At 73.0% G+C, this 23122-nt stretch carries 19 protein-coding genes and 1 pseudogene; 11 read left to right on the forward strand and 9 right to left on the reverse strand.

Annotation, left to right across the window (positions count from 1 at the left end):
* Both DVR05_RS16860 and DVR05_RS16865 read right to left on the reverse strand, forming a co-directional pair.
* The gene (locus DVR05_RS16860) at positions 1–1407 is read right to left on the reverse strand and encodes an MFS transporter (RefSeq protein ID WP_116246844.1); all 1407 of its coding nucleotides are present in this window, start codon (positions 1405–1407) and stop codon (positions 1–3) included.
* Between the two features lie 8 nt (positions 1408–1415).
* The gene (locus DVR05_RS16865) at positions 1416–2240 is read right to left on the reverse strand and encodes a glycerophosphodiester phosphodiesterase family protein (protein WP_198659220.1); all 825 of its coding nucleotides are present in this window, start codon (positions 2238–2240) and stop codon (positions 1416–1418) included.
* Between the two features lie 152 nt (positions 2241–2392).
* Here DVR05_RS16865 and DVR05_RS16870 point away from each other — a divergent pair, with 152 nt between their 5' ends.
* From DVR05_RS16870 to DVR05_RS16885, 5 genes are all read left to right on the forward strand, one after another.
* Positions 2393–2884, forward strand: coding sequence for an Rv3235 family protein (locus DVR05_RS16870; RefSeq protein WP_116246845.1), 492 nt, complete (start codon positions 2393–2395; stop codon positions 2882–2884).
* A gap of 320 nt (positions 2885–3204) precedes the next feature.
* Positions 3205–5103 carry a S9 family peptidase gene (locus DVR05_RS16875; protein ID WP_116246846.1) on the forward strand — a complete coding sequence of 633 codons (1899 nt, stop codon included), beginning with the start codon at positions 3205–3207 and terminating at the stop codon, positions 5101–5103.
* 488 nt (positions 5104–5591) lie between these two features.
* Entirely contained in the window at positions 5592–6602 is a 1011-nt protein-coding gene (locus tag DVR05_RS16880; RefSeq protein WP_116246847.1) for a C40 family peptidase, read from the forward strand.
* A 140-nt stretch (positions 6603–6742) separates the two neighbouring features.
* Positions 6743–6919 carry a hypothetical protein gene (locus DVR05_RS27080; protein ID WP_198659221.1) on the forward strand — a complete coding sequence of 59 codons (177 nt, stop codon included), beginning with the start codon at positions 6743–6745 and terminating at the stop codon, positions 6917–6919.
* A gap of 191 nt (positions 6920–7110) precedes the next feature.
* Complete coding sequence (locus DVR05_RS16885) at positions 7111–8709, forward strand: glycosyltransferase family 2 protein (protein WP_116246848.1); 1599 nt, start codon at positions 7111–7113, stop codon at positions 8707–8709.
* Between the two features lie 152 nt (positions 8710–8861).
* On the opposite strand, the gene pstS is transcribed toward DVR05_RS16885, so the two are convergent.
* Complete coding sequence (gene pstS / locus DVR05_RS16890; protein WP_116246849.1) at positions 8862–10016, reverse strand: phosphate ABC transporter substrate-binding protein PstS; 1155 nt, start codon at positions 10014–10016, stop codon at positions 8862–8864.
* Positions 10017–10257: 241 nt separating this feature from the next.
* Between pstS and treY the strand changes: the two genes are divergently transcribed.
* The 4 genes from treY (at position 10258) to DVR05_RS16910 (ending at position 16349) form a co-directional block, all read left to right on the forward strand.
* Positions 10258–12684: a malto-oligosyltrehalose synthase gene (gene treY / locus DVR05_RS16895; protein ID WP_116246850.1), complete on the forward strand. Its 2427-nt coding sequence runs from the start codon at positions 10258–10260 to the stop codon at positions 12682–12684.
* 21 nt (positions 12685–12705) lie between these two features.
* On the forward strand, positions 12706–13620 hold the full coding sequence (locus DVR05_RS16900) for a putative RNA methyltransferase (protein WP_116246851.1): 915 nt from the start codon (positions 12706–12708) through the stop codon (positions 13618–13620).
* A gap of 30 nt (positions 13621–13650) precedes the next feature.
* Positions 13651–15459: a malto-oligosyltrehalose trehalohydrolase gene (gene treZ / locus DVR05_RS16905; protein ID WP_116246852.1), complete on the forward strand. Its 1809-nt coding sequence runs from the start codon at positions 13651–13653 to the stop codon at positions 15457–15459.
* 134 nt (positions 15460–15593) lie between these two features.
* Positions 15594–16349, forward strand: coding sequence for an alpha/beta fold hydrolase (locus DVR05_RS16910; protein ID WP_116247061.1), 756 nt, complete (start codon positions 15594–15596; stop codon positions 16347–16349).
* A 5-nt stretch (positions 16350–16354) separates the two neighbouring features.
* Here the strand turns inward: DVR05_RS16910 and erm are convergent, their stop codons facing one another.
* A complete protein-coding gene (gene erm / locus DVR05_RS16915; protein ID WP_116246853.1) occupies positions 16355–17155 on the reverse strand; it encodes an ErmE/ErmH/ErmO/ErmR family 23S rRNA (adenine(2058)-N(6))-methyltransferase in 801 nt (266 codons plus the stop codon).
* Between the two features lie 467 nt (positions 17156–17622).
* On the opposite strand from erm, the gene DVR05_RS16920 reads away from it, so the two are divergent.
* Both DVR05_RS16920 and DVR05_RS27945 read left to right on the forward strand, forming a co-directional pair.
* Positions 17623–18324 carry a class I SAM-dependent methyltransferase gene (locus DVR05_RS16920; protein WP_116246854.1) on the forward strand — a complete coding sequence of 234 codons (702 nt, stop codon included), beginning with the start codon at positions 17623–17625 and terminating at the stop codon, positions 18322–18324.
* A 311-nt stretch (positions 18325–18635) separates the two neighbouring features.
* Positions 18636–18821 (forward strand): annotated as a pseudogene (locus DVR05_RS27945) (GNAT family N-acetyltransferase); the annotation flags it as partial.
* A gap of 133 nt (positions 18822–18954) precedes the next feature.
* On the opposite strand, the gene DVR05_RS26630 reads toward DVR05_RS27945, so the two are convergent.
* The 5 genes from DVR05_RS26630 to DVR05_RS16940 form a co-directional block, all read right to left on the reverse strand.
* Complete coding sequence (locus tag DVR05_RS26630; protein ID WP_157982461.1) at positions 18955–19176, reverse strand: hypothetical protein; 222 nt, start codon at positions 19174–19176, stop codon at positions 18955–18957.
* A 182-nt stretch (positions 19177–19358) separates the two neighbouring features.
* A complete protein-coding gene (locus DVR05_RS16925) occupies positions 19359–20258 on the reverse strand; it encodes a phosphotransferase (protein ID WP_116246855.1) in 900 nt (299 codons plus the stop codon).
* A gap of 169 nt (positions 20259–20427) precedes the next feature.
* Positions 20428–21642, reverse strand: a complete 1215-nt coding sequence (locus DVR05_RS16930; protein WP_232832188.1) for a M20 family metallopeptidase — start codon at positions 21640–21642, stop codon at positions 20428–20430.
* Complete coding sequence (locus DVR05_RS16935) at positions 21639–22421, reverse strand: helix-turn-helix domain-containing protein (protein ID WP_232832189.1); 783 nt, start codon at positions 22419–22421, stop codon at positions 21639–21641. The genes DVR05_RS16930 and DVR05_RS16935 overlap by 4 nt, the downstream gene beginning before the upstream one ends.
* Before the next feature lie 21 nt (positions 22422–22442).
* Positions 22443–22958 carry a hypothetical protein gene (locus tag DVR05_RS16940; RefSeq protein ID WP_232832190.1) on the reverse strand — a complete coding sequence of 172 codons (516 nt, stop codon included), beginning with the start codon at positions 22956–22958 and terminating at the stop codon, positions 22443–22445.
* Positions 22959–23122 lie beyond the last annotated feature (164 nt).

Raw genomic sequence — 23122 nt, forward strand, 5'->3', positions numbered from 1 at the left:
TCACAGGCGGCTGGGCACCTCGTTGCCGACCGCCGCGATGCCCTCGCGCATCCGCGTCCGCCACAGCAGGACGGCGCCCAGGAGGAAGAACAGGATGAGCGAGACGACCGCCGTCCGGTAGCCGCCGGTGAGGCTGACGGCGACCGTGACGGCCAGCGACCCCAGGAACGTCGACCCCCGGTCGGAGATCTGGAACAGGCTGAAGTACTCCGCCTCGCGCCCCTTGGGGATCAGCTGGGAGAACATCGACCGGGCCAGCGACTGGGTGCCGCCCAGCACCAGGCCGATGCCCACGCCCAGGGCCACGAACAGCGGCACGTCGCCCGCGGGCAGGAAGTAGGCCAGGGTCACCAGCGCGCACCAGACCGCCAGCGATCCGAGCACCGTCGCCTTGGTGCCGACCGCGCGCGCCACCCGCCCGGCCACGAAGGCGCCCACGAACGCGACGAACTGGATGACCAGGATGGTCGCGATCAACGCGCTCTCGTCCAGCCGCAGGTCCTGGCTGGCGAACGGGGCGGCGTAGCGGATGGCCGCCTGGATGCCGTCGTTGAAGAAAATGAACGCCAGCAGGAACAGGATGGTGTTCGGGTACCGGCGCATGTCGCGCAGGGTGTGCCCGAACTGGCGCAGCGACGGTCCGACCCTCGGCCGCCCCCGCGACCCCAGGGCCAGCGCGCCGTAGCGGTCGCGCAGCGGCCGGACCGCGAGGACCGTGAAGCCCGCCCACCACAGGCCGACCGAGGCGAACGCGATCCGGACGGCGTGGTCGGTGCCGATCCCCAGCGAGTCGGCCGACAGGACCAGGCCCAGGTGGACGGCGAGCAGCAGGGCGCCGCCCAGGTAGCCGATCCCCCAGCCGGTGACCGACACCCGGTCGCGCTCGTCGGGGGTGGCGATCTCGGGCAGGAACGCGTTGTAGACCACGATCGACAGCCCGTACAGCACGTTGGCCAGCACGAACAGCGCGGCGGCCAGATGGTAGCCCTCGGTGGCCGCGTACAGGCCGGCCGTGCTCGCCGACCCGCCCGTGGCCAGCCAGAACAGCCACCGCCGCTTGTGCCTGGACTGGTCGACCATCGCGCCGACGACGGGCAGCAGGAGGATCTGGAGGAGGATCGCCACGGTGGTCAGCGCCGGGTAGAGCGCGTTCGGGTGCAGCGTGACCGCGTCCACACCCAGCGGCGTGATCGCCAGCGAGGGGTCCTGGCACGCCTGGGCGTCGGGCGCTCCGGCCGAGACGCACGCCAGGTTGCTCATGTAGGGACCGATGAGGACGGTGACCACCGAGGTGATGAACACCGAGTTGGCCCAGTCGTAGACGTACCAGCCGCGCTGCTCGCGTCTGCGCTGGGCGGCGTCGGGGGAGGGGGAGCCCTCGATCGTCGGCTCCGGAGCGTTGGTCATGGGGGACGTCATCCGTTCTTCGGGGTGCCGTCGGCACCGTGCGCGGGTTCGGGCCACCGGCCGCGCCGGGCGAGCACCCGCCTGAGGCCGACGGTGTTGTCGGTGACGATCCCGTCCACCCCGGCGTCGAGCAGGCGGTCCATCACGTCGGTGCCGTTGACCGTCCACACGTGCACCTGCAGGCCCAGGCGGTGCGCGGTGCGGATCAGGTCGCGGCTCAGCACCGGGAACGTGCCGTGCCACAGGGGGATCTGCGCGCACACGGGCACCCGGCTGGCCAGGGCGCGCAGCAGGGGGGAGAGCGAGGCCACGCGCAGGCGCGCCACGTCGACCGGGCCGCAGGAGGTGGCGACCGGGCGGTCGAACAGGCGCCGGGCGCGGTCGAGGCGGAACTGGTCGAAGGAGCCCACGCACACCCGGTCCCAGGCGTTGGTGCGGCGCAGGACGTCGCGCATCGGCAGGACGGCCGCGTCCGACTTCAGGTCGATGTTGAAGCGCGCCTGCGGCCAGGAGCCCAACAGGTCCTCCAGCACCGGCACCGGCTCGCGTCCGGCGACCCGGGCCCGCGCCACCTCCCGGTAGGGCAGGTCGCCGATGGCGCCGCTCATGTCGGTGGTGCGGTCCAGCGTGTCGTCGTGGAAGGCCATGAGGACACCGTCGACGGTGGCGTGCACGTCCGTCTCCAGGTAGGTGTACCCGAGGTCGACGGCGTGCTGGAAGGCCACGGCGGTGTTCTCCAGCTCGGTGCGCCGGACGCCCTGGTCGTCGGTGAACCACCCGCCCCTGTGCGCGAGCGCCAACGGGGTGGGGGAGGAAAGGTACGCGTTGGTCACACTGGCAGTATGCCGTCTGGGTGGGACGGGCCGTTCCCGGGCCGGGTGGCGTCGTGGCCAAGAAACCTGGAATTCCCGGTGACGCGTCGGCGGCGTCGGGTCCTCCGAGTCGGGGTGAAGGCGCACGATCACGCTCGGAAGGGAACCCCTCCATGCCCCACGCCGCCCGACACCCCCTGTGCCCGCGCCCCGCCTGCCACCACGGCCGCACCCCCGCGCACCGGCCCGCCCCCACCCCGGCCAGGACCCCCCTGCGCCGACCGCGCGCGGGACGGTGCGGTGCTCCGCTCCAGGGGCACCGCACCCCGGGCGACGTGTACCACCTGGCGCAGCGGATGGCGGAGGTCCTGGTGGGCCGCCGGGCCCCGGAGGTGCTGCGCGACCAGCTGGCCGCCCCGGTCCGGGAGGAGCTGCGCCGGTTGCGCGGCAGCGTGCCGTGCGGGATCGCGCCCAGGTTGGGGCGCGTCTTCCACCAGTCCCATCCGCCGGCGTCGCTGGAGGTCAGCGCCGTCATCGCCTGTGACCGGCGCGCCCGGGCCTTCGCCTTCCGCGCCGACCGCGCGGGCGGCCGGTGGGTGTGCACCCTCCTGGAGACCGATCGCGTGCACGGGTCGCTCGCACGGTCCCGGCAGACCCGGCGGTGAGCGGTGCCCGCGGGGCGGACGGTCGCCGCGCGGCGACCGCGTGGCGCACGGTGCGCGGTTCCCCCGGCGGTGCGTCCGCGCGGATCGGCGGGCCGCGTGTCCTGGATTTACCGGGGGAGGCGCGGATAGGGTCCCCGTGGGCCGACTCCTCCCGGATCGGGGGGTCGGCCCGTCCGGATGGCGGTCCCGTCCCACCCACTCGGGACACGACCACCCCTCCGTCGTGCCAGTCACACGGTGCCCGGACCACGGACCCACCGCCAAGGAAGAAGGAGGGGCCGCCCGGCGCACCCCCGCGCCGAGGCGGCCGACATCGGCGTATGCGACCTTCCGACATCGTCCACCTGCACAGTCTCAGCGCCCCCACGCTCTCGCCGGACGGCGCTCGCGCCGTCTTCTCCGTGATCCGCCCGGATCTGGAGGAGGACGCCTACACCGGAGCCCTGTGGTCGGTGCCCACCGACGGCTCGGCGCCACCGCGCCAGCTCACCCGCGGCACGAGGGACGACGCGCCCGTCTGGTCGCCCGACGGACGGTGGATCGCCTTCCTGCGCCCGGACGAGGACCGCAGGGCCCAGCTCCACGTGCTGCCCGCCGACGGCGGCGAGCCCTGGAAGGTGACCGACCACCCGCTCGGCGTCGCGGGCGCCCGCTGGAGCCCGGACTCCACCCGCCTGGCCTACACCGCGCGCGTCCCCGAACCCGGGCGCTACGTGGGCGTCGAGCCCGGCAAGGAGCCGCCGCGCAGGATCACCCGGCTCAAGTACCGCCTCGACGGACTCGGCTTCACCGGGGACCGCCGCCGTCAGGTGTTCGTCACCGCGCCGATCGACCCCTCCGGTGAGCCGGGCGAGCCGGTCCGGGTCACCGACGCCGATGTCGACCACGGCGCCCCCGCGTGGAGCCCGGACGGCTCCCTGCTGGTCTTCGCCGCCGCCCGGCACGACACCCGTGACACCGATCTGGTCGAGGACCTGTGGGTGTGCGCGCCCGAGGAGGGCGCCGAGCCGCGCCGCGTCACCGCGGGCGACCTGTGCGCCCAGGCTCCGTGTTTCTCCGCCGACGGTGCCACCGTCTACTTCCTGGCCGACGAGCTCGGGCCGGACCTGGACGACTTCGTCGGACGGACCACGGGCGTGTGGTCGGTACCGGCGGACGGCTCGGCGCCCCCCGCCCGTCTGACCCCGAGGGAGGGGCCGCGCGCCACCGGTGAGGTCCGGGTGACCCCCGAGGGCCTGGTGACCCGGATCGAGAACCGGGGCGCGGTGCACCTGGTCCGGCTGCCCTTCGCGGGCGGCGAGCAGGCCACGCTGGTCGGCGGCGCGGTGCAGACCCAGTCCTTCGACCACGGGGGAGGCGTGACCGTCGCCGTGGTCGCCGACGGTTCGGGCAGCGGCGAGCTGGTGCGCGTGGCCGAGGACGGCGAACAGGACCTGACCTCCTTCGCTGAGGGGGTGGACCCCCGGCCGATGACGGAGCTGGTCGCCCACACCCCCGACGGCTACCCCGTGCACGGCTGGGTGGCCCTGCCGGAGGGGGAGGGACCGCATCCGGTCGTGCTCATGATCCACGGGGGCCCGTTCACGCAGTACGGCTGGCAGCTCTTCGACGAGACCCAGGTCCACACCGCGGCCGGGTACGCGGTGGTCATGTGCAACCCGCGCGGCTCGTCCGGTTACGGACACGAGCACGGCCGGGCGATCATCGGTTCGGTCGGCGCGGTCACCGCCACGGACGTGCTCGCCTTCCTCGACGAGGCGCTGCGCGACGAACGCCTGGACGCCGCGCGCGTGGGCGTCATGGGCGGCTCGCACGGGGGTTTCATGACGACCTGGCTGGCCGCGCACCACGGCGACCGGTTCAGGGCCGCGATCAGCGAGCGCGCCGTCAACGCGATCGAGAGCTTCCACGGCTCCTCCGACATCGGGGCCTTCTTCCCCGGCCCCCTGTACGGCCCGCCGGAGACGTGGGTGAAGGAGAGCCCGCTCACCTACGCCGACCGGATCGACATCCCGCTCCTGATCATCCACTCGGAGGAGGACTGGCGCTGCCCTGTGGAGCAGGCCCAGCGCCTGTTCGTGGCGCTGCGCACGCGCGGGTGCGAGGCCGAGATGCTGCTCTTCCCGGGGGAGGGGCACGAGCTGTCGCGTTCGGGGCTGCCCAGCCACCGGGTCGCCCGCTTCGAGGCGATCCTCGACTGGTGGTCGCGCCACCTCTGACCGGGTCGGGGTCGGGTCCACGGCGGCCCGACCCCCTTCCCCGGGTCGAGTGTGATGTATGTCACTCGCCGTGGCGCCGTGCGACCGGGGTCGGCGGCCGTCTCGTGCCGCGCCCGCGCCGCGAGGTCCCCGGTGTGGGCGGCGATCCTGTCCTCGGCTGGACATGTCCGCAGGTCAAGAGGGTTGCCCAAGGGAAGGTAACGAACGGGTCGCGAATCCTTTCATGATGGTTTAGTGTTCCCACCAAGCCGGAACGCCCGAGTGATCCCCACAAGGGGGACAGTGTCCGGTTTCCGTCGTGCTCCGCTCGCTCGCAGTCCTCTTTCCCACGAGCGGAGGCCGTCGCGGTAACACCCGGCCCACCTCCCGCGGCCCCCTTCGCGCCGACGCCGGATCCCCCTCACGCGCAGAGCCACACGCCCGATCCGGGCGTGCCCTCGGTGATGCCCCGTGGCGGTAGGCGGGTGTGGGAGAAAGGCAGTCATCCCTTGACTCGCAACCCGGAACCCCGTGTGCGCGGACGGTACCGACTCGCGACGGTCGGATGCGTGGCCGTCGGCGCCGTGCTGCTCTCGTCCGGCGCCGCCCTGGCCGACACCTCCCCGGAGGAGGCCCAGGGCCGCTACGAGGAGCTCCAGCGCGAGCTCTCGGAGCTGAACGAGGTCTACAACCAGGCCGAGGAGGACCACGAGGCCGCACAGGCCGAGCTGGAGGACGTCGAGGAGCGGCTGGACCGGGCCCGGGAGGACCTGGACGCGATGTCCGGCGACGTCGTCCACATCGCCCAGGCCGCCTACACCGGGGGGACCCACAGCCTCCTGGGCGTGCTCTTCGACGGCACGCCGGACGACGCCCTCCAGAACGTGGCCGACCTGGACTACCTGTCCGCCGGCCAGCAGGTCGTCCTCGCCGACTACGTCGCCGAGGTCCAGCGCGCCGAGGACCTGCGCGAGGAGGCGAAGGAGGCCGAGGCGGCCGCGGCCGAGGCCCTGGAGGAGGCCGAGGCGGCCCAGGCCGACGGCGAGGCCGCGCTCGACGAACAGGCCGAGGTCCTGGCGGACCTGGGCGGTGTGGACCCGACCTCGGGTGCGGCCTCCGACGCCGGTGCCGCGCAGGCCGCCCCCGTCGCCGCCTCCGGCGACGTCCAGGCGGTCCTGGACTTCGCCCGCGCCCAGATCGGCAAGCCCTACGAGTGGGGCGCCACCGGCCCGGACTCCTACGACTGCTCCGGCCTGGTCCAAGCGGCCTGGGCCCAGGCGGGCGTCAACCTGCCCCGGACCACCTACGACCAGGTCAACGCCGGAACGCGGATCTCCCGTGACCAGGTGCAGCCCGGTGACCTGCTGTTCTTCTACGACGAGTCGGCGCCCAGCCACGTGGGCATCTACTCGGGCAACGGGAACATGATCCACGGCTCCAACCCGTCCAAGCCGCTGGAGGAGGTCGCCCTGGCCGACTACTGGGACGGTGTGTTCACCGCCGCGGTGCGCGTCGGCTGACGGGTCCGGATCCGGTTCCCGGAACGGTCCGCCGCCCCGGGAACCGGACCGTCCGTCCGCGGCCGCCGCGCGGGCCCGCGTACCCGGGCGGGGCTCGTCCGTCGTTCCCTCCTCCACCGCGCCCGCGTATCGTGTCCCGGATGGGACGTCTTCTCCTCAAGGTCGGCGCGGCCCTGGCGGTCGTGCTCGTGTTCTTCTGGCTGTTGTCCATCGTGGTCGGCGTGTTGACGTGGGGTCTGATGATCGCCCTGGTCATCGGCGTGGTCTGGCTCGGGATCAGGATGCTCAAGACCGACGCGGGCGGCTCCGCGCGCTGACGCGCCGCCGGCCCCGGGGTGCGCCGCCCCCGAACGGGGTGGCGCGCGCCCGCGCGGGATCGGCGGACACGACCGATTCGTAACACATCGGTGATCGGCGCCTCGCGATGGGGAAACACGGCTATAGTGACTCTGTGTCACTGAATAAGCACGTAGCGTCTCATGTCGACGGGGTCTCCCACCGAGGCCGCGTGGAACGGGTGCGTACCCGGGTCTTCCGCAACGACTGGAGCGCACTGGCGCCGCCACCCCTCGGCGAGTGGACCCCCGACCTGCGCGTCACCGTCGTCATCCCCGCGCGGGGCGGGCAGCGCCGACTCGACCTCGCGCTGGCCTCCCTGGCCGTACAGACCTACCCCGACCGCCTCCTGGAGGTCGTGGTCGTCGACATCCACACCGCGCCACCCCTGCGGCTGCCCGCCGTCCGCCCCCGGCACTGCCGCCTCGTGCGCGCGCCCGAGGGCGTCTGGGGCGCGGGCTACGCGCGCGCCCTCGGAGCCCACACCAGCACCGGCGACATCCTGCTCTGGATGGACGCCGACATGGTCGCCTGCCCCGAGTTCGTCGAGGCGCAGGCCCGCTGGCACCACACCCACGCCGAGACCGTCACCCTCGGCCGCGTCCGCTTCGCCGACACCGGACCGGCCGACCCCGCCGACGTGATCGCGCGCGCCCGCACCCGGACCCTGCACGACACCCTGGAGACCGGCCGCCACCACGAGTGGGTCGAACACCTCCTGCGCGACAGCGGCGACCTGCGCGACGCCGACCACCTGGGCTTCCACGCCTACGTCGGCGCCGCCGCGGGCCTGCGGCGCAGCCTGTACGAGGCCGCCGGAGGCGTCGACCCCGACCTCGACCTGGGCCAGGACACCGAGTTCGGCTACCGGCTCTGGCAGGCGGGCGCCGTCATGGTCCCGGAGCGGGCCGCCACCGCCTGGCACGTCGGCCGCGCCACCACCGTGCGCACCCGCCTGCCCTCCGAACGCTTCCGCACCGAGGTGCTCGCCGAACTCATGCCCCACCCCCACGTCTACCGCGAACCCCTGCCCGCCCACCGCCGACGCGTCCCCCTCGTCCACGCCGTCGTCGACGTCTCCGGCGCCCCCTACGACCTGGTGCGCGGCTGCGTCGACCGTATCCTGGACAGCGCCGAGACCGACCTGGGGCTGACCCTGGTCGCCGACTGGGAGGGCGCCGGATCCGAGACCGCCCACCCGTGCGGCCCCCACCTGGACCTGCGCCTGGTCCAGGCCAACTACCTGCGCGACCCCCGCGTCTCCTTCGCCTCCTCCGTGCCCCGCACCGGGTTCCCCTCGCCCTTCCTGCTGCGGGTGCCCGTCGCCTGGGGACTGGGCCAGGTGGCGATCTCCCGCATGCTGGCCAGCGCCGAACGCGCCCGCGCCGGGATCACCGAACTGTTCCCCGCCACCTCGCCCACCCGCGACGCCGGGGTCCGGCTCTGGCGGACCCGCGCGCTGGCCCGGGCCCTGCGGGTCCGCCGGGACGGGGAGGACCTGGGCGACGTGGTCGCCGAACTCCACGGGCGCTACCGCATCCACGCGGGCGAGGAGACCCTCACCGACCTGTCGCTCTACCGCTCGGTCCCACCGCCGCCACGACCGTCCCCCGACTCCCGGCCGCCGCTCGCGGACGAAGCCGCCACCGGGAACACCGCGTGCCCGGACCACGAACCGGAGCGCGCCCCCCAACCGCGCGGACCCCGGCGGTTCGGGGCGTGGCTGCGCGCCCTGCGAGGCCGACCGGGCCGCCCCGGCGACCACCGCTAGGCCGCGCTTCCACGGACGCCTGCGGCGCGGCCCCGTCCACGAGCACCCCGGCGGCGCCCGAACCGTGTTCGCTCCGGGCCTCCGCTTCGCTTCGGCCGTGTTCGGGCGCCCGAGCGGCCACCCCCTCGGGCGACCGTCCCGGGCAGCGGATCCTAGCCGTGCACCCCGATCGAGTCGATGGACTCCAGCAACTGCTCACGCAGGGCGTCGTTGACCGGCGCCGAACCGGTCTCCTCCGACACGTTCTGCTGTGCCTCGGGGCTGACCACGTAACGCAGGAACGCCTGGAGCCGCTCCACGGTGTCCGCGTCCTCGTACTCGCCGCACACGACCTCGTAGCTGACCAGCACCATCGGGTAGCTGCCCGGCGCGGTCGTACCGTAGTCCAGGTCCAGGGCCAGGTCGTACTCGTTGACGTTGTCCTCGCGGCGCGGGGACTCGGCCACCACCTGGGCCGCGGCCTCGGGGGAGATCTCCACGAACTCGTCGCCCACCCCCAGGTTCACCGTGGACATGTCGTGCACGTGCGACATCTCCACGTACCCGATCGCGCCGTGGGCGCGCTTGACCGTGTCGGCGATACCGCTGTTGCCCTGCGCGGACTCACGCGGGTGGATCGGCCACTGCCCGTCGGCCTCGTGCGGCCAGGCGTCCGGGGCGGCCGCCGACAGGTACCGGGTGAAGTTCTCCGTGGTCCCGGAGTCGTCGGACCGGTTGACCGGCGTGATCGCCAGGTCCGGCAGGTCCGCGTCGGGGTTGGTCTCGGCGATCTCCGGGTCGTTCCAGCGGGTGATCTCCTGGTTGAAGATCTTCGCCAGCGTGTCCGGCCGCAGGTTCAGGGAGTCCACCCCGTCCAGGTTGAACACCACGGCGATGGCCACCACGTAGGCGGGCAGGTTGATGGTGTCCGACCCGTGGCACCGTTCGCGCGCGTCGGCGTTCTCCTCCGGGCTCATCGCCGCGTCGGTCCCGGCGAAGTCCACGGCGCCGTCGATGAACTGGCTGCGGCCGCCACCGGACCCGATCGAGTCGTAGTAGACGCGGGCGTCCTCACACGCCGTCTGGTAGCCCGCGATCCACGTGGTCATCGCGTTCTCCTGGGCGCTGGAGCCCGCACCGGCCAGGCTCCCGGAGAAGCACTCGATGTCCTCGGGGGTCGCGATCTGGAGCCCCCCGGGAACCGCCTCGTCGCTACCGCAGGCGGTGGCCGCCAGCATCAGACCGGCCAGCGCGGCCGAGGTGGCGCCCCGGTGCACGGCGCCACGGCGCCGGACGGGGGACTGGGAGTGCTTGTTGGACGGGAGCACGACTGCTTCTCAACCTCTCGTCGGTGTCGGTGGCGCGGGAGCGTCCGGCGGACGTACGCTCTGCCGCCCGTCGTCTCGGGGCGGCCGCGACGGCACGCCCCCGTGCACCACCGCGCGACCGGCCTCGGGCGCGTCGTCGCTGGTGATGGGAGACCGCCGACGAGTCTAGCCACCGCCGAACGGCTACACCCAACGCGGCTCCGTGTGGGATGCCGCTCACCCCGTGTGCCGCGACGCGTGCATGACACGCGCACGCCGCGGGCAGGTGTCCTGCGTGAAGAGCGCACACGACACGACCGCCACGGCCGCGCCGACGTCAACCTACCGCCTCCAGCTGCGGCCCGGGTTCAGCCTCGCCGACGCCGCGGCCCTGCTCGACCACCTGGGCCGGATGGGCGTCGGCGCCGTCTACCTCTCCCCCCTGCTCGCCGCCGCACCCGGCTCCCAGCACGGCTACGACGTGGTCGACCCCACCCGTGTCTCCTCCGCCCTGGGCGGCGACACCGCCCGCGAGGCCTTGGTCGCCAAGGCCCACGACATGGGCGTCGGCGTGGTCGTCGACATCGTCCCCAACCACATGTCGGTCGCCGACCCGGCCGCCAACCCGTGGTGGTGGGACGTGCTCAGGCACGGCCGCGACGCCGTCCACGCGCGCTGCTTCGACGTCGACTTCGACGCCGGGCCCCTCCTGATCCCCGTCCTGGCCGACGACGGCGACGGCGGCCGCGCGGCCCTGGACGACCTCACCATCGCCGACGACTGCCTGGCCTACCACGACAAGCGCTACCCGATCGCGCCGGGCACGTTCACCCCCGGCGACACCCCCCACCAGGTGCACGAACGCCAGCACTACCGGCTGGTGTCCTGGCGGCGCGGCGACGCCGAACTCACCTACCGCCGCTTCTTCGACGTCAGCGAACTGGCCGCCGTCCGCGTGGAGGAACCGGGCGTGTTCGACGCCGCGCACGCCGAGATCCTGCGCTGGGCCGACCTGGGACAGCTCGACGGGCTGCGGGTGGACCACGTCGACGGGCTCACCGACCCCGGCGGCTACCTGCGCCGACTCACCGAGCGCTTCGACGGCTGGATCGTGGTCGAGAAGATCCTCGCCCCCGGCGAGGACCTGCCCCAGTCCTGGCCCGTGGACGGCACCACCGGCTACGACGCGCTGCGCGAGGTGTGCGGGGTCTTCGTCGACCCCGACGGCGAACCCGCCTTCACCGCCCTGGCCGCCGAACAGGGCGTGGACACCGACACCGGCCGCGTCGACGCCCGCGCCCGCCACCAGGCCGCCACCCGCCTCCTGCGCGCCGAGGTACGCCGGATCGCCGCCCTGCTGCCCGCCCAACCGCCCGACAGCACCCCCCGCCCCTCCGCGATGGCCGTCCGCCAGCGCGAGGAGGCCGTCGCCGAACTCCTGTGCTCCTTCGACGTCTACCGCTCCTACCTGCCCGAGGGAGAGGACGCCTGGACGCGCGCCGTCCGCCGCGCCGTGGACCGCCGCCCCGACCTCGCCTTCGACCTGGAGGTCATCGACCGCCGCGTCCGCGCGGACCCCGAGGGCGAACCCGCCCGCCGCATCCAGCAGACCAGCGGCATGGTCACCGCGATGGGCACCGAGAACACCGCGTTCTACCGGAGCACCCGGTTCGCGGCGGCGTGCGAGGTCGGCGGCGACCCCGCACGGATCGCCGTCACCCCCGAGGAGTTCCACACCCGCGCCGCCCACCGCCAGGCCGCCACCCCGCACACCATGACCGCCCTGTCCACCCACGACACCAAGCGCTCGGAGGACGTGCGCGCCCGCCTGGCCGCACTGTCCGAGGTCGCCGACGACTTCGCCGACGCCGTCCGCCGCTGGACCGCCCGCAGGCCCCTGCCCGAGCCCTCCCTCAACCTCCTGGGCTGGCAGACCCTCGTCGGCGCCTGGCCGATCGGCGACCGGCGTCTGGCCGACTACCTGCTCAAGGCCGCCCGGGAGGCCCGGCTGGGCACCTCCTGGACCGACCCCGACCCCGACTTCGAGGACCACGTCCGCGCCTGGCCCACCCGCGTCCTGGGCGACCCCGACCTCAGCGCCGAGGTCGCCGCGTCCGTCGACACCGTCCGCGACGCCGGGTGGAGCAACTCCCTCGGCCAGAAGGCCCTGCAACTCCTCGGCCCCGGCGTCCCCGACGTCTACCAGGGCACCGAACTGTGGGACCTGTCCCTGGTCGACCCCGACAACCGCAGACCCGTCGACTGGGCCGCCCGCACCGCGCTCCTCGAACGCCTCGAACGCGGCTGGCGACCGCCCGTCGACGACTCCGGCGCCGCCAAACTCCACCTCGTCCGCGCCTGCCTGCGGCTGCGGCGCGAACTTCGCCCCACCGGCTACCTCCCGCTCACCGCCACCGGACCCGCCGCCCGGCACGCCCTGGCCTTCGCCCGCACCGCCGCCGGGGGCCACCGGCCCGACATCGTGGCCGTCGCCACCCGACTGCCCCTCACCCTGGCCGCCGCGGGCGGATGGCGCGACACCGTCCTGCCCCTGCCGTCGGGCCCCGGCACGTGGACCGACCGGCTCACCGGCCGGTCCCTGGCCCCCGTACGCCCGGACGGCTACACCGTCGCCCCACTGGCCGACCTGCTCGACCACTACCCGGTGGCGGTCCTGGTCCGCGCCTGAACCGGATAGGCTGACGCGATCATGGCGCGCCCGAACACCCCACCCCACACCGGTCCCCGACTGCGCATGCCCGACGCCGTCGCCGCGGCTCTGGCCTGTCCCACCTGCGGCGCCGCCCTGACCACCGGCGAACGCGGACTGGCCTGCGCCGCCGGACACAGCTTCAACGTCGCCCGCGAGGGCTACGCCAGCCTCCTGACCGGCGCCACCCCGCCCGGCACCGGGGACAGCAGGGAGATGGTCGCCGACCGGCTCCGCTTCCAGCGCGCCGGACACTACGACCCCGTGGGCCGGGCCCTGGCCCAGACCCTGCGCCGCGCGCTCGCCGACCGCGCCGCCCCCCTGCTCGCCGACGTGGGCGGCGGCACCGGCCACTACCTCACCCAGGTCCTGACCGCCCTGCCCGACGCCGTCGGCCTGACCCTCGACGTGTCCAAGTTCGCCGCCCGCCACGCCGCCCGCGCCCATCCGCGCGGGGGCGCCGTCACCGCCGACGCCTGGCGCGCCCTGCCGCTGCGCACCGACAGCGTCGACGCCCTGCTCAACGTGTTCGCTCCGCGCTCGGCCGCCGAGTTCCACCGGGTCCTGCGCCCCGACGGCGTCCTGGTCGTCGTCACACCCGCCGCCGACCACCTCGCCGAACTGCGCTCCCCGCTGGGCCTGCTCGACGTCGACCCCCGCAAGGACGAGCGCCTGGCCGAGGGCCTGCACGGGCACTTCACCCCCGCCGGGGAACGGGAACTGCGCTTCACCATGAACCTGACCCACGACGACGCGGCCACCGTCGTCGGGATGGGCCCCAGCGCCCGCCACATCGGCCCCGACGACCTGCGCGCCCGCGTCGCCGCCCTGCCCGAACCGGTGGCCGTCACCGCCTCGATGCGCCTCCACCTCTACCGGCCCGGACCGCGGAAAGAGACCGCCGGCCAGGGGTGAGATCCGCGGGTACCGGGTAGATCACCGCGCGTGAACGAACCGGACACCGCCCCCGGCCTCGGCGTCCACGGCGACTTCGCCGTGTGGGCGCCCCACGCCGACCGCGTCCGCCTGCGCGCCGACGGAACCGACCACCTCATGCGACGCGGCGCCGACGGCTGGTGGCACGCCCGCGTCGACCGCGCCGGTCCCGGCACCGACTACGGCTACCTGCTCGACGACGCCCCCGAGGTCCTGCCCGACCCGCGCTCACGCTGGCAGCCCGAGGGTGTCCACGCGCCCAGCCGCGTGTACGACCACACCGCCTTCGACTGGTCGGACGCGCACTGGACCGGCCGCCCCCTGCCCGGCGCGGTGGTCTACGAACTCCACGTGGGCACCTTCACCCCCCAGGGCACCCTCACCGCCGCCGTCGACCGGCTCGACCACCTCGTCGACCTCGGCGTGACCCACGTCGAACTCCTCCCGGTCAACGCCTTCGACGGCACCCACGGGTGGGGCTACGACGGCGTGCTGTGGTCGGCCGTCCACCACCCCTACGGCGGACCCGACGCGTTCAAGACCCTCGTCGACGCCTGCCACGCGCGCGGACTCGCCGTCATCCTGGACGTGGTGCACAACCACCTGGGCCCCTCCGGCGCCTACCTGCCCCGGTTCGGCCCCTACTTCGGCGGCGAGACCGACTGGGGGCCCTCCCTCAACCTCGACGGACCCGACTCCGACCCGGTCCGCCGCCTGGTCGTCGACAACTGCCTGGACTGGCTGCGCCACTTCCACCTCGACGGACTGCGCCTGGACGCCGTGCACGCCCTGCGCGACGACCGCGCCACCCACCTGCTGGCCGAACTGTCCGCCGAGGTCGACGCGCTCGCCACCGGCCTGGGCCGCCCCCTGTCCCTGATCGCCGAGTCCGACCGCAACGACCCCCGTATCGTCCTGCCCCGCGAGGCGGGCGGGATGGGGATGACCGCCCAGTGGTCCGACGACCTCCACCACGCGCTGCACACCGCCCTGAGCGGGGAGACCCACGGCTACTACGCCGACTTCGCCGGTCCCGACGTCCTGCCCACCGTGCTGCGCCGCGTCTTCTGGCACGCGGGCACCCACTCCTCCTTCCGGCGCCGCGCGCACGGGGCGCCGGTCGACACCGCGCGCGTGCCCGGCAGCCGCTTCCTCGCCTACCTGAGCACCCACGACCAGGTCGGCAACCGGGCGCGCGGCGACCGCATGGGGGAGTACGTGTCCCCGGACCTGCTGTGCTGCGGGGCCGCGCTCGTCCTGTGCTCGCCCTACACCCCGATGCTGTTCATGGGCGAGGAGTGGGCGGCCACCACCCCCTGGCCGTTCTTCGCCTCCTTCACCGACCCCGATCTGGCCGAGGCCGTCCGCAGGGGCAGGCGCCGCGAGTTCGCCGCCCTCGGCTGGGCGCACGAGGAGATCCCCGACCCGATGGACCCCGCCACCCGCGACGCCGCCGTCCTGGACTGGGGCCAGCGCGACCGGGACCCCCACCGCCGGGTCCTGGACGCCCACCGCTCCCTCATCGCGCTGCGCCGGGCCGAACCCGACCTGGCCGACCCCCGCCTGGACCGGTTCGCCGTGCGCGCCAGCGCCGACGGCCGTCAGCTGGTCCTGGTCCGGGGAGGGCTGCGCCTGCTGTGCAACCTCGACGGCGCCGACGCCGCCGTGGAGGTGGACGCGCCGCCACGCGAGGTCCTCCTCGCCACCGGAGAACCACGGACCCGCGGGACCACGGTCACCCTGTCGGGGGAGTCCTTCGCGGTGGTGCGCGTCCGCCCCGGTCCGTCCGGCGCGCCGACCGTCGTCCCCCACCGATAGGCTCCGCTCCGTCGACGACCCGGCGGGGCGGAAGCGGCCCGCACGAGACGAAGGGGGCGGCGGTCGTGGCCGACACCACCTGGTACCTGGACGAACGATTCGACGCACCCAACGGAGCGGTCCGCTGGACCCGGATGGGGGAGGGGGAACCCGTCGTGCTCCTGCACGGCACCCCGTTCTCCTCCTACGTGTGGCGGCACGTGGCCCGCGCCCTCGCGCCCCGGTACACCGTGTACGTGTGGGACATGCCCGGCTACGGGGCCTCCGCCAGGTTCGACGGCCAGGACGTGTCCCTGGCGGCGCAGCAGACCGCGTTCACCGCCCTGCTCGACCACTGGGGTCTGGACCGGCCCCGGGTGGTCGCCCACGACTTCGGCGGCGCGGTGGCCCTGCGCACCGCCCTGCTGGACGGAGTGGCCTACGACCGCCTCGCCCTGGTCGACGCGGTGAGCGTGCGCCCCTGGGGCAGCGACTTCTTCCGCCTGGTCAACGCCCAGGCCGACGTGTTCGCCACCCTCCCGCCCCACCTGCACGAGGCCCTGGTGCGCGCCTACATCGCCACGGCGTCGCACTCCGGGCCGCGCGCCGAGGTCCTGGACGCCCTCACCCGACCCTGGCTCGGCGCCGACGGCCAACCCGCCTTCTACCGCCAGATCGCCCAGGCCGACGAGCGCCACACCGCCGAGGTCGAGGACGCCTACGCCGACCTCGACCTCCCGGTGCTCGTCGTGTGGGGCCGTGAGGACACCTGGCTGCCGATCGACCGCGGTGAGCGGCTGGCCGCCGCCATCCCCGGGGCCCGGCTGCACTCCCTGGCCGGCGCCGGGCACCTGGTCCAGGAGGACGCCCCGGCCGAACTGACCGCCGCCCTCCTGGACTTCCTGTCCTGAGGCGGCTACCGGTCCAGGGCCCGGTGGAGCGCCAACCACTGGTCGGGCGCCACCAGGCCGACCGGGGTACCCGGGCCGACCCCGGCCGCCCGCAACGCCGCGTCCACCCTCCGGGAGGGGTGCGCCCGGCGCAGTGACGCGCCCAAGGAGCCGCCCACCCCCTCGAATCCCAGCGCGACCAGGCGCCGGTAGGCGCCCATCCGGTCGGGGGCCACGAGCGGTGCGGATCTGCGCCGGAGCACCAGCAACCCGGCGTCCACCCGGGGGACCGGACGGAACCGGTTCCGGCTGATCCGACCGGCCAGCGACCACGACCACTCCGGCCAGGTCAGCACGGTCAGCAGACTCCACCGCCCGTAGGCGCCGGTGCGCTTGCGCGCGTACTCCAGCTGGGTGACCAGCGTGGCCGAGGCCAGCCCCGGTGCGTCCAGACACCAGCGGACGATGTCGGAGGTGCGGGCGTAGGGGATGTTGCCGACCACGTGGAAGGGGCCGTGCGGCGGCCGGGCGCGGGTGAAGTCCGCGCACACCACCCGCACGCCCCGGTCGGGGTCGCGGTAGCGGGAGCTCAGGCGGTCGGCCAGGTGGCGGTCGATCTCGTAGGCGATCACCCGGCGCGCCGCCGGGGCGAGGAAGCGGGTGATGGCTCCCTCTCCGGGGCCCACCTCCACCACCAGGTCGTCGGGGGTCACCCCGGCGACCCTGACCACGTGTCGGGCGGCGCCGGGGTCGGCGAGGAAGTTCTGGGAGAGGCGTCGGCGGCGGTCACCGGCGGTGCCGCGGCGTGGACGTGTCGTACGTGCCATGGAAGGGTCCGATCCAGCCACACGCGTGGCGGACGAGGACGGGCGGCACGGACGGGCGCGGCGCTGCGCGCGCTCCGGGGGAGGGATGGTCCGGGCGGCCCGTCCGTGGTGGTTCGGGGACGGGACTGGACCTGGACCGGTACACGCGCATGGCGGGGAGCCCGGTGTCCGTTCGCCGCGGCACGGACGTGCCGACGCGGGACGCCGGGGCTGTCACCCTCGAGGGAGCCGCCGCGAACACACGGGTCCGGGGGCTCGCCGACGTCGTCTAGCGGTCCAGGGACCCGGACCGGGGGCGGACGACGAGATCGTGGGCGCTCGCGGACCAGGACTGGACCCGGTTCACGATCGCGTGGAAGCTGGCCATGCGCACACCCTAGGAGGGGTCCGCCCCGGGAGCAACGGGTTTTCCACAGCCGGGAAAACACGGTGGCGGCCTCGCGCACGGTCGCGGAATACTCGTTCCCATGCCGAACTTCGCGGACTTCGACACCCGCCACTACCGCACGGTCGACGTGGCCACCGGCTACGACGGCTGGTCGAGCACCTACGAGGACTCCGTCCTGGACGCCATGGACCTGGCCCTCCTCGACGGTCTGACCCGTCCGGACTGGTCGGGGGTGGAGCGCGCCGCCGACCTGGGCTGCGGAACCGGACGCACCGGAGCCTGGCTGCGCGGGAGGGGCGTGCCGCACGTGGACGGCGTCGACCTCAGCGAGGGGATGCTGCGTCTGGCCCGCGAGCGCGGCGACCACACCACCCTGATCCGGGGGGACGTGCGCGCCACCGGCCTGCCCGGTGGCGGCTACGACCTGGTGATCTCCTCACTCATCGACGAGCACCTGCCCGACCTGGCCCCCTACTACGCCGAGGCCTGGCGGCTCACCGCGCCCGGCGGGTCCCTCGTCCTGGTCGCCTACCACCCGCAGTTCATCATGGTCTCGGGGATGCCCACGCACTTCACCGACGCCTCTGGTGAGGACGTGGCGATCAGCACCCACCTGCACCTGTTCAGCGACCACACGCGCGCGGCCATCGCCGCCGGGTGGACCCTCGCCGAGCTGTCCGAGGCCACGGTGGACGACACCTGGGTGGCGGCCAAGCCCACATGGAAGCGTTTCCACGGCCATCCGATCTCGATGGCCGCGGTCTGGACCAAGCCCGTCTGATCCAGAGCCCGGGGAAGGACGGGGTCGTGCCCCGCCGAAGCCACTGCGGGAGAGGAAGCTGCTCGACTACACCGGGGACAGACGCAACCGGCACGGCGAGAACGACAGGAGCTCACGCAGGAACATCGCCGGGTCCAAGCGGCTGGTGGAGCGGGCCAACCGCCGCCGCGCGTGCGGGGCGCTGGCGGGCGTGCGCGGTGTCGTGGACGCGGAGGCGGGGCGGGGAGCCAGTGTCGAGCGGTTGCGGTGCCTGCGGGAGTGGATGCGTCGACCAGACCGGTGATGAGGCTCTGCTCCCCGCGCACGCGGGAATGGTCCCCACTGTTGGGGCGGTGGGCTGGTCGGAAGCGATCACGGACGGGGTGACGGGCTGGGGTCCCCGGTGCCCCCCGTACGGGTACATCCTGGCGGTGGTTGTCGCCCCACGGTCGCGCCGCTGTGGGGTGGGTCGGGTGTTGGTGGAGGAGTTCGTGGCCCGTGCCGGAGCGGTTGGGGTGGGGTGGGTTTTCGCTGCTCCGGACGCTGGGTTGGGTGTGGAGGGGCGGGTTGCGTGGCTCCGGGCGTGCGGGTTCGTCCCGGTGATGATCCGGGTGAGGAGTGGCCGGTCATGGGGCGGTGGACGGGGTGAGGTCATTCACCACCTCCGCCTCCTCCACCATCACCTCCGTATCCATCATCCCCATCTCCGCTGTAACCGGAGGAAGACGAACCGTTATACCCGGCCCCACCTCCACCGTTTTGTTCGGAGCTTCCTTCCCCCCGAGTCAACAGGTAGAGCAACGGGCCGCCATAAAAGAAGATCAGCACAAGGGCCGTAGTGACAAAATCCACAAGTTTGTCGAAGAAATCCATGCATCTCTCCTAGGGATACGGTGCCCGCCTTGTACCCCGCTCAGGAGACCACGACCCGCGAAGGGGGCGGCCTGATCTGGCCACTCACGCCAGGGTGCGAGGATTCTGCATGGTCGAGGAACACGTCAACGTCCTCGAGGAAGGCGATGTGGCGGCCCAGCCCTGCTCCAGCGAACCCAGGTTCACAGGATGCTCCACCGCAGTTCCGTGTCGTTTTGGAGCCCCCGGATTCGTCGGCGCACCTCGGCCAGGCTCCCCGGTGTGTGGCGGGCCTTGCGGGCGTTGGTGGTGACCATCCGCAGTTCCCTGATATCGCGCAGCACCTGATACCCCGACCAGGTGGTCACGTCGAACCCGTAGACGTCGGCGAACTGCTCGTAGTGCCCGAAGCCGTGACCAAAGCGCCTGCAATGAATCTCGACCGTCACCAGGTCCCACTCCGGTTGGCCGTGGGCCACGGTGTCCCAGTCACACAGCACGGTCCGCTGCTCGTCGTGGAGGGCGTTGCGGTGTTGCGGGTCGCCTTGGACCACACCGGGTGGCAGCGCGAACTCCACGTCCTTCAACGCCAACTCCAGATGGTCGATCCGCTGGTGTAGGAACGCCAGCTCCTCCTGGGGCAGGGTGGTGATCGCCGCCAGCGATCTGCGAACCGCGGCGACGTTGTCCAGTTCCCTCATCCGGACCGGGGGTGCCGGGAGGCCATGCAGAGCATGTAGGGGTTGTGCGAGGTCGCGGGCGTGGATCGGTGTGCCGTTCTGCAGCAGGTAGGTCCAGAACGTCACCGGGTGGCCGTCGACCACCACCGGTTGGGTGACGCCGGGGTGCAGGGGCACGGTGGGGAATCCCTGGTCCATGAGCCAGCGCACGAACGCCACCGTGCGCTGCACTGAGGCTACGGGGGTGCCCTTGCGGGCGATCTTGGCCACCACGCCTGCGGTGGGTAGTCGCACGACGGCGTTGGTGTGCCCGCGTAGGAGTTCCACTTCGGTGTCGTCGAGTCCCACAGTTGCGCAGGCATTCTTGAGGACGTCGTACAGCTCGGGTGCGGCGAAGCCGCCGGGCAGGGGTGCCAGTGTCATGGGCTCACTGTGGCCGATCAACGAAGGCGGTGTCACCCCACCGTGGCGGGAATCTCCAGGGCGTCGCTGAGGCGGCGGGCGGCCCTGGCCGATCTCATGGAGGGCGGCACCACGTCTAGGATGTGGCGTGCGTGTGCGATGAGGATGGGGATGCGGCCAACCCCCGTCCCTACGCCTCACCGCTCTCATCAGAGGACATGAGTGTTCGCACCGCCTGGTCGTAGACCGCCTGGGCGACGGGGATGGTGTCGATACGGACGCGTTCGTCGGTGGCGTGCAGTCCTTCGTAGGCGGGTCCGAACCCGGCCGTGGCCGGTATCCCCAGTCCGGCGAGGTAGTTGCCGATGTTCGACGGTCCCGCGACCTTCGCCTTCACATCGACCCCATATGCAGCGGCAGCGCTCACCAGCGCATCCCGCAACGGCGCGCCTTCGGCCAAGGCGTAGGCGGGCCACCGTGTGTGGGCCTCCACCAGAGTCGGAGCGGTGTCCGGCCAGTCCGCATCCACCTTGGCCACCACACCGGCCACCAGGTCCGCCGCCTCATGGTCAGTGAACGCCTTCGTGGTGCGCACGTCCACGTTGACCGTGCACAGGTCCGGCACCACCGAGAATCCCTCGCCCGCCTCGATGGCGGTCACTGTGAGCTTGCCGGGGCCGAACCCCGCGGCCGGTCCCGGGAGGGGCTCGCGGTCCAGTGCCTGGATGATCGCGGTCGCCTTACTGATCGCGTTGGGCGTGGAGCGGGAGCCGCCCGAGTGGGAGGCGACACCGTGGACGCGCAACCGGACCCGGTACACGCCGCGTCCGCCGATGACGAGTTTGTCCATGCCGGGGTAGCCGATCATCACCCCGCCGATGTCGGTGGGGGTGTCGGGTGCGTCGAAGAAGCGTTTCGCTCCGCCGAAGCCGCCGGTGTGCTCGTCCAGGTCGAAGAGCAGCACCAGGTCCCCGCGCAGGTTCGCGGTCTCGGTCCGCAGGTGCGCGGCCAGGTGGCAGAACACGGCGACCGCGACCTTGGAGTCGGCGGCCCCGCGCCCCCACAGCCACCCGTTGTCGATCACGCCGCTGGTGGGCGGGTGGTGCCAGGCGGTTGCGTCGCCGAACGGGGCGGTGTCCAGGCAGGCGTCCAACACCCACGTCGACCCCGGATGGTCGCCGTGCACTCTCGCGGTGAGGGCGACGGCCGCTCCGGTCTCATCACGCAGTACCCGCGGCTCCAGGCCCTTGGCGGTCATCCAGACGTTGAGGTGGGTGATGGCGTCGTCGTAGGGGTCGATGCCGCCTCGGGTGGGGATGCGCACCAGGTCCCGGGTCAGGGCCAGGACCGAGTCCAGGTCGCGGTGGGCTCGGTTCAGGGCGGACTGAGTGTGGGGGTTGGTCATGCGGGGTCCCGGTGGTGTGAGGCGGAGGGTGCGAGCTGGTGGAGGGCTTCGGGGGTTTCTACCCGTGTGGCGGCGGCGTAGCACTGGCGGGCGTGGTCCAACAGCCGTTCGGCGGCTTGCGGTCCTAGCCTGACCCCGGAGTCGAACCCGTAGGCGCTGGTGAGTGAGGGGATGGGGACGACGGCGGCCTGTTCGGAGGCGACGAAGAACCGTTCGGGCATGTCCTGTTCGGGGCGGATGAGGCCGATGTGCAGGGTCTTCATCCCCAGCGACCGGTCGTCGGGGTCGCGGATCTCCAGCAACCGCCGAAGGTGGGCGTGCAGTGCCGTGTTGCGGGGCGGGCCGAACAATAACCGGTAGTGGACCAGGCCGGGACGGTCGGCCAGGGCGTGTTCGATGGTCTCCAGGTACGCCACGTCCCGGGAGCGTGAACCGGCCACGGCCAGATGGGCTTGCGCGGATCGGACCACGTCGGTCATGGCGGTGCGCAGGTCGCGGGGGCCGCTGACGAGCTGGGGCGAGTCCTGGGCCGTAGTTGCCCCGTCCTGGTGAGCGAATAGCTCGTCAACCGGGCGGTCGTAGTAGTCGGCGAGCAGGGTGCGGTAGCGGCGGCTGGTGGTGTGCCGGCCACGTTCCCATCCGGAGAGCATGCTGGGCGTGACTCCGCTGGAACCGGTCGGTGAGGCGTGGTCGAGGTCGGCGCACACCTGTTCCAGGGTGGTGCCGAGGTCGAGTCGGGCTTGACGTAGCGGGCTTGGGCGGGGGTTGGGGGGCCTCAACGCACCACGTCCTCGAAACGGTTAGGGGGCGGGTGGGGGGTCGATGGTGGTCTCTCGGACGAGCGGGGTTGACACCAGTTTGTCGCACACTGCCCTCCAGCCGGGGTAGCGGTCCACGAGCGTGTACCCCTGGGGTGGGTGGAAACCGTCCAGCATCCCGTCCAGGTCCTGGGTGGTGAACCCCGCGTACTCGCGTACCCGGCGGATCGGCATCGCATACCCCACCTGTTTGCCGTCGCGGGCGAGGTAGGGCTCCACGGTCGCGCCGTTGCCGGGCCGCATCCGTTCGGCGATCTGCGCAATCCGCTCGGGGGTGTCCTCGATGGCGGGTGCCAGGTCGATGACGGCGCACAACCGGGAGGTGGGGGCGGTGAGGTAGACGAACCACTGGGTGGGCGCTCCGGTGAGGAACCGCCGCCGGAACTCGTGGGTTTTCTCCCCGGTCCACATGAGTTCGTACCACTGGGCGTCCAGGGCCATCACGACCGGTACCGGGTCGGGTTCGGGTGCGGTGACGTCGAACAGCGGCTCGTCCACAGGGGGCTCCTCACTTCACGGGGGCGGGTGGGGCCACAGTAACCACCCCGGTAGCGGGGGCGCAGGCGCTTGTCGAACTCGCCGCCAAGTTGTTCACCTCGCCCCGACAGGACGTGGACAGGTGATGAACAGGAAGGCGGACAAGTAGTGATCTGGCCCAAACC

Origin of the sequence: Nocardiopsis sp. FIRDI 009 (assembly GCF_003386285.1) — a bacterium.
Lineage (GTDB): Bacteria > Actinomycetota > Actinomycetes > Streptosporangiales > Streptosporangiaceae > Nocardiopsis.

What these genes read in the sequence shown, in the direction of transcription:
- DVR05_RS16860 (WP_116246844.1), bottom strand. Translation starts at nt 1,407, where the DNA reads ATGACCAACGCTCCGGAGCCGACGATCGAGGGCTCCCCCTCCCCCGAC.
- DVR05_RS16870 (WP_116246845.1), top strand. Translation starts at nt 2,393, where the DNA reads ATGCCCCACGCCGCCCGACACCCCCTGTGCCCGCGCCCCGCCTGCCAC.
- DVR05_RS16875 (WP_116246846.1), top strand. Translation starts at nt 3,205, where the DNA reads ATGCGACCTTCCGACATCGTCCACCTGCACAGTCTCAGCGCCCCCACG.
- DVR05_RS27080 (WP_198659221.1), top strand. Translation starts at nt 6,743, where the DNA reads ATGGGACGTCTTCTCCTCAAGGTCGGCGCGGCCCTGGCGGTCGTGCTC.
- treY (WP_116246850.1), top strand. Translation starts at nt 10,258, where the DNA reads ATGACACGCGCACGCCGCGGGCAGGTGTCCTGCGTGAAGAGCGCACAC.
- DVR05_RS16900 (WP_116246851.1), top strand. Translation starts at nt 12,706, where the DNA reads ATGGCGCGCCCGAACACCCCACCCCACACCGGTCCCCGACTGCGCATG.
- DVR05_RS16910 (WP_116247061.1), top strand. Translation starts at nt 15,594, where the DNA reads ATGGGGGAGGGGGAACCCGTCGTGCTCCTGCACGGCACCCCGTTCTCC.
- erm (WP_116246853.1), bottom strand. Translation starts at nt 17,155, where the DNA reads ATGGCACGTACGACACGTCCACGCCGCGGCACCGCCGGTGACCGCCGC.
- DVR05_RS16920 (WP_116246854.1), top strand. Translation starts at nt 17,623, where the DNA reads ATGCCGAACTTCGCGGACTTCGACACCCGCCACTACCGCACGGTCGAC.
- DVR05_RS26630 (WP_157982461.1), bottom strand. Translation starts at nt 19,176, where the DNA reads ATGGATTTCTTCGACAAACTTGTGGATTTTGTCACTACGGCCCTTGTG.
- DVR05_RS16925 (WP_116246855.1), bottom strand. Translation starts at nt 20,258, where the DNA reads ATGACACTGGCACCCCTGCCCGGCGGCTTCGCCGCACCCGAGCTGTAC.
- DVR05_RS16930 (WP_232832188.1), bottom strand. Translation starts at nt 21,642, where the DNA reads ATGACCAACCCCCACACTCAGTCCGCCCTGAACCGAGCCCACCGCGAC.